General features: G+C 64.8%; 10 protein-coding genes. 6 read left to right on the top strand and 4 right to left on the bottom strand.

All coding sequences use genetic code 11. The features are described 5' to 3' along the window. A partial coding sequence (locus VK533_RS06005) for a TonB-dependent receptor (protein WP_324375955.1) occupies positions 1 to 967 on the bottom strand: 967 nt, incomplete at its 3' end. 161 nt (positions 968 to 1,128) lie between these two features. Between VK533_RS06005 and VK533_RS06000 the strand changes: the two genes are divergently transcribed. From VK533_RS06000 to VK533_RS05980, 5 genes are read left to right on the top strand one after another with little or no spacing between them, the layout of a single operon-like run. Beyond that, complete coding sequence (locus VK533_RS06000) at positions 1,129 to 2,079, top strand: aldo/keto reductase (protein ID WP_324375953.1); 951 nt, start codon at positions 1,129 to 1,131, stop codon at positions 2,077 to 2,079. A 33-nt stretch (positions 2,080 to 2,112) separates the two neighbouring features. Beyond that, entirely contained in the window at positions 2,113 to 3,075 is a 963-nt protein-coding gene (locus VK533_RS05995; RefSeq protein ID WP_324375951.1) for a TauD/TfdA family dioxygenase, read from the top strand. Beyond that, the gene (locus VK533_RS05990; RefSeq protein WP_324375949.1) at positions 3,075 to 4,163 is read left to right on the top strand and encodes an ABC transporter substrate-binding protein; all 1,089 of its coding nucleotides are present in this window, start codon (positions 3,075 to 3,077) and stop codon (positions 4,161 to 4,163) included. Before VK533_RS05995 ends, VK533_RS05990 begins: the two co-directional genes overlap by 1 nt. Next, positions 4,160 to 4,996 (top strand): ABC transporter permease, encoded by an 837-nt coding sequence (locus VK533_RS05985; RefSeq protein WP_324375946.1) that lies wholly within the window; start codon positions 4,160 to 4,162, stop codon positions 4,994 to 4,996. The genes VK533_RS05990 and VK533_RS05985 overlap by 4 nt, the downstream gene beginning before the upstream one ends. Continuing rightward, positions 4,993 to 5,676 (top strand): ABC transporter ATP-binding protein, encoded by a 684-nt coding sequence (locus tag VK533_RS05980; RefSeq protein WP_324375943.1) that lies wholly within the window; start codon positions 4,993 to 4,995, stop codon positions 5,674 to 5,676. The genes VK533_RS05985 and VK533_RS05980 overlap by 4 nt, the downstream gene beginning before the upstream one ends. Positions 5,677 to 5,810: 134 nt before the next feature. Here VK533_RS05980 and VK533_RS05975 read toward each other — a convergent pair whose 3' ends face one another. Beyond that, on the bottom strand, positions 5,811 to 6,071 hold the full coding sequence (locus VK533_RS05975) for a hypothetical protein (RefSeq protein ID WP_324375941.1): 261 nt from the start codon (positions 6,069 to 6,071) through the stop codon (positions 5,811 to 5,813). A 158-nt stretch (positions 6,072 to 6,229) separates the two neighbouring features. Between VK533_RS05975 and VK533_RS05970 the strand changes: the two genes are divergently transcribed. Beyond that, positions 6,230 to 6,661, top strand: a complete 432-nt coding sequence (locus VK533_RS05970; RefSeq protein WP_324375939.1) for a hypothetical protein — start codon at positions 6,230 to 6,232, stop codon at positions 6,659 to 6,661. Between the two features lie 543 nt (positions 6,662 to 7,204). Here the strand turns inward: VK533_RS05970 and VK533_RS05965 are convergent. Beyond that, positions 7,205 to 7,981 carry a hypothetical protein gene (locus tag VK533_RS05965; protein WP_324375937.1) on the bottom strand — a complete coding sequence of 259 codons (777 nt, stop codon included), beginning with the start codon at positions 7,979 to 7,981 and terminating at the stop codon, positions 7,205 to 7,207. Continuing rightward, positions 7,981 to 10,515, bottom strand: coding sequence for a TonB-dependent receptor (locus VK533_RS05960; protein ID WP_324375956.1), 2,535 nt, complete (start codon positions 10,513 to 10,515; stop codon positions 7,981 to 7,983). The genes VK533_RS05965 and VK533_RS05960 overlap by 1 nt, the downstream gene beginning before the upstream one ends. Positions 10,516 to 10,655: the final 140 nt, after the last annotated feature.

Genomic DNA, 10,655 nt, shown 5'->3' with positions numbered 1-10,655 from the left:
TCTCCTGCGGCGCGTTGTTGCGGGTGAAGCTTCCAGGCGTCGGCACATAGCCCAGCGCCGCGAGCGCCTGCAGCGTGCGTCCGGTGGTCGCGCTCAGGTTCGCGGGCAGGACGAGCTTGGTCGCGCTGACGCAGCAGCTGTCGTCCTCCTGCGAATAATCCGCGATCCAGCGCAGCTTGAAGTTGCTCGCCGGCGTCGCGAGCAACTGCACGCGGCCGCCATTGCGGCTTACGCTGTTGCCCGGCGTGTTCGTCTTGATGTTGGGCAGGGTGCCGTCGCGATGCGTGTTGAACGCGGTCACGCGGAAGGCGAGCAGCCCGTCCACCACTGGCCCCGTGATCGCGAGCCGTTCCTGATTGTAATTGTAATTGCCGCCCGACGCCTCGGCATAGACGCCGAAATCGAAGCTGGGTGCGCGCGTCGTGATGTTGACCACGCCCGCCGAGCTGTTGCGCCCGAACAAGGTGCCCTGCGGCCCGCGCAGCACTTCGACCCGATCGACGTCGATCAGGTCGGCGAGCGCCATGCCTGGCCGGCCGAGATAGACATTGTCGATATAGACGCCGACCGAGCTGTCGAGCCCGTCCGACGCGCTCGAAACGCCGATGCCGCGCAGCGCGACCGAGCTGTTGCGTGGATTGCTGTTATAGGCGGTCAGGCTGGGCGTCTGCTGTGGCAGGTCGGCGATGCTGTAGGCGCCGGTACGCTCGAGGTTGCCGCCCGAGAGCACCGACAAGGCCACCGGCACATCCTGCGCGCGCTCGACCTGATGACGGGCGGTGACCACCACTTCGGCCGCGCCTTCGGCCAGCGCATTCCCGCCGTCGGCATCGCTTGGCGCCGGCGCCGCATCGGTGGTGCTCGCGGCTCCCGCCAGCTGCACGGCCTGCGCCGACGCACCCGCCGCCGCCAGCCCGGCGACAAGCGCCGCCGCGGATGCGGCATGGAAAAATCGACGCTGGTTCATGGTTCGCCCCTTCGCTTGGTTCAGGGCGCCGTTCCCTAATTCCCTAGTTTCCTAGTAGGGAACTATGTAATCTAGGGATGGCCTAAGTTTTTCTGCGTGGCTGCTTTTGCCGATCCGGCGCCATCCCATGCGTGCGGCAGGCCGCCGCTCAGGAGAGTCGCATGGCGAAGATCGGACGGTTCGAGGTGGGCGCACAAGGCTTTGGCGCCATGGGCTTGTCGAGCAGCTACGGCCAGGCCGACGATGCGGAATCGCTGCGGACTTTGCATCGCGCGATCGATCTCGGCATCACCTTCTTCGATACGGCGAGCGGCTATGGCGACGGCCATAATGAGCGGCTGCTCGGCCGCGCCATCGCCGGCAAGCGCGACCGCGTCATCATCGCCAGCAAGTTCACGCATCGCCGCGGCGGCGCGGGCGAATTGATCAGCGCGCGCGACGCGGTCGAGGCTAGCCTCAAGCGGCTCAAGGTCGACCATATCGACCTCTATTATCTTCACCGCGTCGATCCGCTGGTGCCGATCGGCCAGTCGGTAAGCGAGCTCGCCGAACTGCAACGGGAAGGCAAGATCGGCGCGATCGGCGTGTCCGAAGCCGACCCCGATCAGATCCGCCGCGCGCATGCGGTCGCGCCACTCGCCGCGCTGCAGAGCGAATATTCGCTGTGGACGCGTTATGTGGAGGCGGAAGTGCTGCCGACCGTGCGCGAACTCGGCATCGGCTTCGTCGCCTACAGTCCGCTCGGGCGCGGCTTCCTCGCGGGCAGCCTGCCGACCGAGGCGGACGACCGCCGCAACCTCCACCCCCGCTTCCAGCAGGACGCGATCGCGCAGAATGCGCGCCGCCGCCGCATCATCGAGGATGTCGCCGAACGACTCTACGTCACGCCCGCGCAGGTCAGCCTTGCCTGGGTGCTGGCCAAGGGCGTCGTGCCGATCCCGGGCACGCGCCACATTGCGCACCTTGAGGACAATGTCGCCGCCAACGAGATCGTCCTCGACGAAGATACGATCGCCGAACTCGAAGGCGCCTTTCCGCCCGGCAGCACCGCCGGCGAACGCTATCCGCCCGAGCAATTGAAGTTCGTTCCACGCGAACCCGCGCTCGCCTGATCCCTTTTCCCCGCAGCCAGAAAGGCGCAACCGATGAGCAGCGCAGCACAGCTACAAGAGCGTCAGTCCTATTCGCGTATCCAGGTCGAACCCGTCACCCCCACGATCGGCGCCGAGATTTCGGGCATCGATCTTTCCAGGGGCATCGATCCCGAGACCGCCGAGGAAATCCAGCGTGCGCTCCACGAATGGCGCGTCGTCTTCTTCCGCGACCAGATTCTGTCCAACGATCAGCTCAAAGCATTCGGCCGTGCGTTCGGTCCGCTGACGCCTGCGCACCCGATCGCCGACGGTCTTGAGGATCATCCCGAAATCTGGGAGCGTTCCGTCACCGAATATCGCACACGGCGTACCGTCAACGAGACCCTCCCGCCCGGTCGCATCCCGCCACGCGATTACAAGGGCTGGCATATCGACATCACCTTCGTCGCCAACCCCAACCGCTATTCGATCCTCTACGGCGTCGAGATACCGCCTTATGGCGGCGACACGATCTTCGCCAATCTGATTGAGGCCTATGAAGGCCTGTCCAAGCCGATCCGTGATCTCGTCGATGGACTGCAGGCGGTCCACCGCACCAGCAGCTACGACAGTGCCAGCCGGGGCCCGCGCCGCGACGGACTGCCGACCGGTCCCTTCACCGCGCTCCATCCGCTGGTCCGCATCCATCCCGAGACCGGCGAGAAACTTTTGTTCCTCAATCCGGGCACGACCAGCCACATCATCGGGCTGAAGGAGCGCGAGAGCCAGACCCTGCTTGATCTGCTCTATAGCGAGCTCACCCGGCCCGAATATCAGGTCCGCTTCCACTGGCGGCCGGGCAGTCTGGTGGTGTGGGACAATCAGGCGGTCGCCCATGCGGGGCCGATCGATTATTCCCAATTCACCGGTGCGCGTACCGTGCGCCGTATCACCGTCGCTGGTGAGCTGACCAAGGGGCCGGACGGCTTCGTCTCGCGGCCGCTGGAAGGCGATTTGTTCGGCGTGCTCGGCTGATGCCGCAGGCCGCGCCCTCGCGACGCACCGGCCCGATCGGGCTGGCCGCGTTCGTGATCGTCTCGATCGCTTTGCTGGTCGCGTTCGCGCCGGCGTGGCGCGAGGGCGCGGCGCGTGCGGCGCTCGATCTGAGCAAGCCGCTGCCGGACAAGGTGCCGCCCGGCGTAGTGCTGCGTGTCGGCGATCCGGTCACCCAATGGGTGTTCCAGCATGAGGGGTATGAGAAAAACCTGCCGTTCAAGATCGAATGGGCGCAGATCACGGGCGGCCCGGACGTGACCGAGGCTTTCCATGCCGGCGCGCTCGACGTCGGGCTGGGCGCGAGCGTGCCGCCGATCCATGCCACCTGGACCGGCATTCCGGTGCGGATCGTGGCGTTTCGCGACTATGCCGACCCAGGCCATCACCAGGCCTGGGTGTTCGGGGTCTCTCCGAAGTCCGGCATCCGTTCGATCGCCGACTTCCGGGGCAAACGCATCGCCTTCAGCCCAAGCCAGGTGCAGGCGGTGGTCGTGCTGCAGACGCTGCAGGCGGCGGGGCTCAAGCCGAGTGACGTCACCCTCGTCGAGCTGCCATCCAGCATCGGCGGCGACGTTTACACCAGCGCGCTCGCGAGCGGCGAAGTCGATGTCGCCCCGCTCGGCGCGGGTATTGTCGCCGAGCGCTATATCCGCAAATTCGGCGGCGACGGCGCGCGCCTGGTCAAGCATCCGCCGTTCCGCGACGATGCGGTCGTCGCCTATGTGCCGGAAACGGTGCTCGCCGATCCGGGCAAGGCCGCCGCGCTCAAGGTCTTCATCCATTATTGGGGGCTGGCGCAGGCGTGGATCAACACGCACCCGGAGGAACTGGCGCAGGGCTATTATGGCCAGCATCAGGGCCTGCCGATCGACGACGGGCGGCTGATCCTCGCCGCGACCGGCAAGTTCAACGTGCCGCGCGATTGGACGCGCGCGCAATCGGTCGAGCAGGCCGCGATCGACCTGCTCGGGCGCCAGACCGGCCATCCCCGGCTCGATGCCGCCACCCTGTTCGATCCCCGCTTCGAAACCATCGCCGCCGACGCGGCGGGAGGACGCGCATCATGAACGCCCTTTCCGGAGAGATTTTCCCGGCCCCGCCTGTGGTGGTGCCGGTCCGGCAGCGCCGTCCGCTCGGCCCGGGCAAGCCCAGCCGTAACGGCCATCTGCTCGGGCCCGGTTTGCTCTTGCTCTACTGGGCGGTACTCTCGGCGACCGGCTGGCTCGATCCGCGCACCTTGCCCGCGCCCTGGACCGCGGTCACCGCTGCCGCGGAATTGCTGCGCGAAGGCCGGCTGCAGACCAATCTCGCCGTGTCGGCCGCGCGCGCCGCGACCGGCCTGCTGGTCGGCGGCGCGGCCGGCGTGCTGCTCGCCTTCCTGTCGGGGCTTTCGTTGCTCGGCGGCTATGTCATCGACGGCATCGTGCAACTCAAGCGGGGCATCCCGATCCTCGCTTTGATCCCGTTCATGGTCCTGTGGTTCGGGATCGGCGAGCCGATGAAGGTCGCGGTGATCGCGGTCGCGGCTTTCTTCCCGATCTATATCCAGACGCACAGCGCGCTCCGCGCGATCGACCTGCGCTATGTCGAGCTGGCGGAAACGCTGGGGCTCAGCCGCGCGCAATTCCTCACCCGCATCATCATTCCGGGCGCGCTGCCCGGTTTTTTGCTGGGCCTGCGGTTCGGCGCGACCGCCGCCTGGCTGGCTTTGGTCGTGGTCGAACAGCTCAACGCCACCAGCGGCATCGGCTATATGGTCACGCTCGCGCGCAACTATGCGCAGACCGACGTGATGCTGGTCGGCCTCGTCGTCTACGCCTTGCTCGGCTTTGGCACCGACAGCGTGATCCGATGGGGCGAGCGGCATTTGCTCACCTGGCGCAGGACGCTCGGCGCATGAGCGCGCCCGCCGTCCGCATCCGCGATCTTGTCCGCAATTTCACGCTGAAGGGCGTGCTCAACGGGGTCGATCTGGAGATCGCGCCGGGCGAATTCGTGGCCCTGCTCGGCCGCAGCGGATCGGGCAAGAGCACCCTGCTGCGTGCGCTCGCCGGGATCGATCATGAGGCCGAGGGCACGGGCGAGATCGTCCTGCCCCAACGCACTGCCGTCATCTTCCAGGATGCGCGGCTGCTGCCGTGGATGAGGGTGCTCGACAATGTCGTGCTCGGCCAAACCGGCGCCGAGGCGCGCCGTCGCGGCGGCGAGGCGCTGGCGGAGGTCGGCCTCGCCGGGCGCGAACGATCCTGGCCGCATGAATTGTCTGGCGGCGAGCAACAGCGCGTCGCGCTCGCGCGGGCGCTGGTACGCGAACCCGCCTTGCTGCTGGCCGATGAGCCCTTCGGCGCGCTCGACGCGCTCACCCGCGTCCAGATGCACGGCCTGCTTCGGCAACTCTCCGAACGCCACCATCCGGCCGTGCTGCTGGTGACGCACGACATCGATGAGGCCATCCTGCTCGCGGATCGTATCGTGATGCTCGACGATGGGCGATTGCTGGCCAGTTTGCCGGTTGTGGCGTGGGAGGGACGTTTGGGGGAGCTGCGCAGCCACCTCCTCGAGTTGCTCGGTGTAGGCTAAACTCCCTCTCCCCGGCGGGGAGAGGGCTGGGTGAGGGGGAGCGAGCCGCAGGCGAGCGCTCAACCTCGAAGTGGGCCACCCTCACCCAACCCTCTCCCTCAAGGGAGAGGGCTTTGCGTTCGGTGAAAACCAACCTAACCCTGCGTTCTGACCAGCTCGACGATATCGAAATCATAGCGCAGCCAGCCGCGATTGGCGGCGGCCTCCACCGCCGCGGTCTTCTTCTTTTTCGCCTCGGCCAGCGATTTGGTGTGGCCCCAGAATATCTCGGGCGGTCCATCGCCGAGATAGGCGACGATCCGCCAATAATGGGTGAATTCGGTCGCGGTCGGGCCGATCGTCTTGACGTAGCCGTCCGGCAATGTGGCCGTCAGATAATGTTTCTTCTTCGCCATCGCGGTTCGATAGCCGATCTGCGCCGTCGATCCAGGTCGCGAACTCAACGGCTGCTATCGGATGGGGGCTGAATGGCGGAGATTGGGTGGTTAGCGGCCCGTCGGCTTTGAGGGAGGAAAAAGTGGAAAGCGGACGAAGGGCGCCGTAAACCGATGCGATGAGTGACGATCCGGTTCTGGCCCGCATGTTACGCGTTAAGAGTGGCCTACGTGCGGGTGGCTCGTCACCGCATCACGAGGTGATTGCCACCTATTGGACGCGAAGTGAGAATGCGTTGTTCGCGTTTTGCCGCGACGGGTTGCTACTCGATCCCGAAGGCGTGCAGCGCTTTATTCCCTTCGTAGTGATTGCGGACGCGGGCTATTACAATCGAGACATGGTGGAGCGGGCCAAGCGGATGAGGCTTGGCAGCACGCCTGAACCGCTGTCGATTACTCTGACCAGCGGCGAGGTGATCGATCTACCTTTGAATGTCCACGATGATGGAATGCCCGACCTGCTGACTATCGCCGGGCTGATCGAGCAGCGAGTTCGCATTTTCCAAGCTGAGCAACGACGAGAAGGGTGCCACAGGAAAAGTCTGAACTGACGACCGTTACCGGGCATCGTCGCCGGAGCTCAGCAATGTCCGTGTTGGGGTCGTGAACGGTCTGGCCGCTTGTCGCTCATTTCGCTTAGGAGGGTAGATGATTGATTTGAAAGGTCTGCGGCCGCCGCTGGTTGGACTTTGCGCGCTCGTGCTGTGCGGAAACGCCGTCCCGACTTCACCCAATGCACTCGCGGAGCGATCCGACTTGATCGCGGAAGTGGTCGTAACCCGATTGAACGAGCCGCATCCTTTGCCTCAGGGGCCGCCACTCGCATGTCACCGTGCGGAGGTCAGTCGTGTATTGAAGGGCCACTCCGCCAATGAGATTCTCGTTTGCGATCCTGGGGTAGCTGAATTTACACCACCGACCCCAAGGCTTGGTCAGCGCTACAGAATGTACCTTAAGCGATCGTCCGACGGCTTCTATCTGCCATTCTCATACGAGAGTTTTCGTCGGCTCCCAGAGATGCATCCTTAGGATCGGTTTCGGGCTGTAATCGCCCACTAGTGGGCGAAAGCCGACGCCGCTTCTAGAATCTGGACCTAGTTCACCGGCACGGGCGGGATTTTGCTCGCCACCAGCTCGCTCGTCTTGCGCTCGATCGACCACAGGACGCGCGGCGCGGCCGGGTCCCAGCCGATCGCCTGGCCGTCGGTCGGGATCGCGATCGTCGCGACCAGCTCCAGCGTGCTGCCTTCCTTGGGCACGCGCAAGGCGTAGAGTTCGGGCCGGTCATGGCCGGTCACATAGAGCAATCCGTCATCGCCCCATGCGCCGCCCGACGCGCTTTTCGGCGCCATGCGCGCCATCACCTCGGCCGGGAAATGCCATTGCCCGATCTCCTGCCAATCGCGGTCGTAGCGGATCAGGATCGTGTAGCGATGGTCGCGGCCGGGCGTGCCGCCATGCCCGTCATAATTGGCGAAACAGGCCCACCAGCTGCCGTCATGCTGCACCACCCAGGTCAGCGACCCATGGTCGCCGTCCAGCACCTGGGTCGAGATGTGATTCAGCTTCTTCGCCTCGAACCGCTCGATCATGCTCCGCATCGGCAGGCCGGGGAAATTCGATCCCGCGCAGACCAGCAATTTCTGATCCATCGTGCAGCTATTGATGTGCGGATACTGCGTCTCGTCCCCATCCCAGCGCGTCACCTGCTTGCCGGTGGCCGGATCGATCTGCGCGATCGAATGCGTACCGATCGCGTAGAGGTAATGGCCGTCGGAGGCGACGCCCTGATCGGCATCGCCGCCGGGCACGCGCTTGATCTCCGTCGCCTGGAGGGAGAGCGCCGCGAGGATGGGGAGGAGGATGATCATCAGAATTTGACCGATACGCCACCATAGAAGGTCGAGCCATAGCGTTCGTTCTGGATCAGCCAGTTGGGATTGCCGCCCTGATATTGCCGGGTCGGCTCGTCGGTCAGGTTCTGGGCCTCGAAGAAGATCCGCACGTTGCGCAGCACGGCGACGCTTGCCTTGGCGTCGAGCCGGCGCAGATCGTCATTATACTGGTCGTTATAGGACGGCGATCCGACCGCGAGCAAAGCATGGCCGGTATTGTGGTAGGCGATCGACGCCTCGACCGGGCCCTTTTGGTAAAAGAGCTCCGCGCCATAGAGATACTTGGACTGGCTCGGGAAAGTCGATTTGCGCCCGTCGGGCAAAGTCAGCGTCGAATCCGTGAGCGTGCCCGTCAGCTGGATGCCGAAGCCCGACAGCAGGCCCGGCAGGAAGGTGAATTGCTGCTGATACTGGGCCTCGATCCCCTTGATCGTGCCCTTCACCGCATTGAATGGCTGGCTGATGTTCAGCGTCGGATAGGTCACGCCCTGGAAGGTCGTGTTGGTCAGCACCGTGGCCTGGGTGAAGATCGGGTTGGCGATGCGCTTGTAGAAGGCGCCCGCGCTCAACAGGCCGCCGCGCGCGAAATACCATTCGGCCATCGCGTCGAAATTGTCCGCGCGATACGGCTTGAGGTCGGGATTTCCGAGCGAGACCGCCGCGTTGATATTGTCGATCGTGCCGCCCGGGGAGAGCGAGGCATATTCCGGCCGGCCGAGGCTCTTCGAATAAGCGAGGCGGATGATCGTCTGGTCCGAAGGCGTGATCTTCACCAGCAAGGACGGCAGCCAATCGTCATAATCGTGATTGCGCGACGCCGGGGTCACGCTGGTGCCGGTCAGCTGGAAGCCGGTGATGTCGAGCTTCGTGTGCTCGTAGCGCAGGCCCGGCACGACGGTGACGATGCCGAACTTGAGACTGCCCATCGCATAGGCTGCGGCGACATCCTCGGTCAGCGTGAAGTCGGCGGTGGTATTGTTGAGCAGGGTGGTCGCCGCATCGAGCGGCATCAGCGCCCCGCCCAGATTCTGGTCGGTGAACGTCTTCAAGGCATCGATGTTGAAGGTCGGGCCGTTCGAATAGCATTGGCTGGTGTCGGCGCTGTTGGGATAGACGCACAGCGCGGGGCCGCCGAGGCCATATTGGCCGAGCGTCCAGCGGTTGGCCGTGGCGGATGCCCGGACCCAGGTCGGCAGATCCTGATCGAAGTCGCGATCGGTATCGCGATATTTCGCGCCGAACTGCAGGAAGCTGCCGCCGCCCAGATCATATTTGCCGTCGATCTTGCCCTGCCAGATCTTCTCCGTGTTGAGCTGATGCTGTTCCTGATATTGGCGGAACTGCAGCTGGCTGTCGGAGCATTCGGTCACCGGCGCGGCCGAATAGACCTTGTCGGTGAAGTCGAAATTGACCGTCCCCGGATTGCAGCGGAACTGCCACAGCGGATATTTATCGAGCGTCTGGTTGCGGCTGTAGGCGCCTTCATAGTCCAGTTTGAGCGCGCCGGTTTCGGTCGAGCCGCCGACGATGCCCGTCGCCAGATACTTGGATTTGTAATCGAGCCGCAGATCCTCGCGCCGCTCCGGCCCCGCTCCGGTGACGGTGCCGGTCAGCCCGTCGGGATTGAGCGTGAAGGCGGGACTGCCGACCAGGGCCGCGGTCGAGAAATCGAGCCGGTAGCGCGGGCGGATCTCATCCTCGGTGAACTTGGAATAGATGCCGCGGACATAGAAGGTCTGCGTTGAACTGGGGTGCCAGTCGAGCGAGCCGGTCGCGCCGAAGCGTTTCCGGTCGAGCGAATATTCGGTGTATTTGAGGTTGTCGGGCACGCCGCCGCGCGCGAAGCGCGGGTCCGGCCGCCAATTGTCGGGGTAGAAACCCTCGCTGTTGAAGTCGCGATCCGAATAATTGACGCCGAGCGTGATGCCCCATTGCTCATCCGGGCCAAAGCGCTTGGCGACGCTGGCATCGCCCTGGACCGGCACCTTGTCGTTCAGCTGCTGCTTGCCGGCCTTGCCGCTGACCGCGAAGGAGAAATCCTCCTTGAAGTCGAACGCGGTCTGCGTGACCAGGTTGATCGTGCCGCCGATCCCCTGGCCGTCCATGTCGGCGGTCTTGACCTTGGCGACCTCGACCCGGTTCAAAAGCTGGCCCGAAACAATGTCGAGGGGCAGCGATCGGGTGGTCCCGTCGGGGTTGCCGATCTCAATCCCGTCGATCGTGTAATTGTTGAGGTTGGACGGCACGCCACGGATCGCGACATAGCGGCCTTCGCCCTGATCGTAGGTCACGCCGACGCCGGGCAGATGCTCGACCACCTCGGCTACGTTGCGGTCGGGCAGGCGGCCGATCTCGTCGGCGGCGGCGACATCGAGCACGCCCAGTGCATCGCGCTTGGCCTGGATCGCGCGCTGCTGGCTGGCGCGCTGGCCGGTGACGACGATGTCGGCGTCACCGGGGGCGGGCGGTGCCGCATCCTGGGCAAAAGCGGCGGTGGCAAGCGCGGACAGCGCGACGGCAGTGAGAAGGCGATGAAGCCTGGCTGTTTTCCCCGTTTTGGAGGCAGCTAGCTCCGCATCATGACAGCGCTGTTCCGCTTCGATGACGCTTGCGGGACTCTTTCATGAAAAGCGCCTGGCCCGCGCGAATA

The sequence above is a fragment of the Sphingomonas sp. genome (genome assembly GCF_035317925.1).
In the GTDB taxonomy this organism is placed as follows: domain Bacteria; phylum Pseudomonadota; class Alphaproteobacteria; order Sphingomonadales; family Sphingomonadaceae; genus Sphingomonas_I.
Note: the sequence above shows the minus strand (reverse complement) of the source record. Positions and strands in the feature narration are given on the sequence as shown.

Excerpts from the sequence above, each read along its gene's own strand:
- VK533_RS06000 (WP_324375953.1), top strand. The coding sequence starts at position 1,129 with ATGGCGAAGATCGGACGGTTCGAGGTGGGCGCACAAGGCTTTGGCGCC.
- VK533_RS05995 (WP_324375951.1), top strand. The coding sequence starts at position 2,113 with ATGAGCAGCGCAGCACAGCTACAAGAGCGTCAGTCCTATTCGCGTATC.
- VK533_RS05990 (WP_324375949.1), top strand. The coding sequence starts at position 3,075 with ATGCCGCAGGCCGCGCCCTCGCGACGCACCGGCCCGATCGGGCTGGCC.
- VK533_RS05985 (WP_324375946.1), top strand. The coding sequence starts at position 4,160 with ATGAACGCCCTTTCCGGAGAGATTTTCCCGGCCCCGCCTGTGGTGGTG.
- VK533_RS05980 (WP_324375943.1), top strand. The coding sequence starts at position 4,993 with ATGAGCGCGCCCGCCGTCCGCATCCGCGATCTTGTCCGCAATTTCACG.
- VK533_RS05975 (WP_324375941.1), bottom strand. The coding sequence starts at position 6,071 with ATGGCGAAGAAGAAACATTATCTGACGGCCACATTGCCGGACGGCTAC.
- VK533_RS05970 (WP_324375939.1), top strand. The coding sequence starts at position 6,230 with ATGAGTGACGATCCGGTTCTGGCCCGCATGTTACGCGTTAAGAGTGGC.
- VK533_RS05965 (WP_324375937.1), bottom strand. The coding sequence starts at position 7,981 with ATGATCATCCTCCTCCCCATCCTCGCGGCGCTCTCCCTCCAGGCGACG.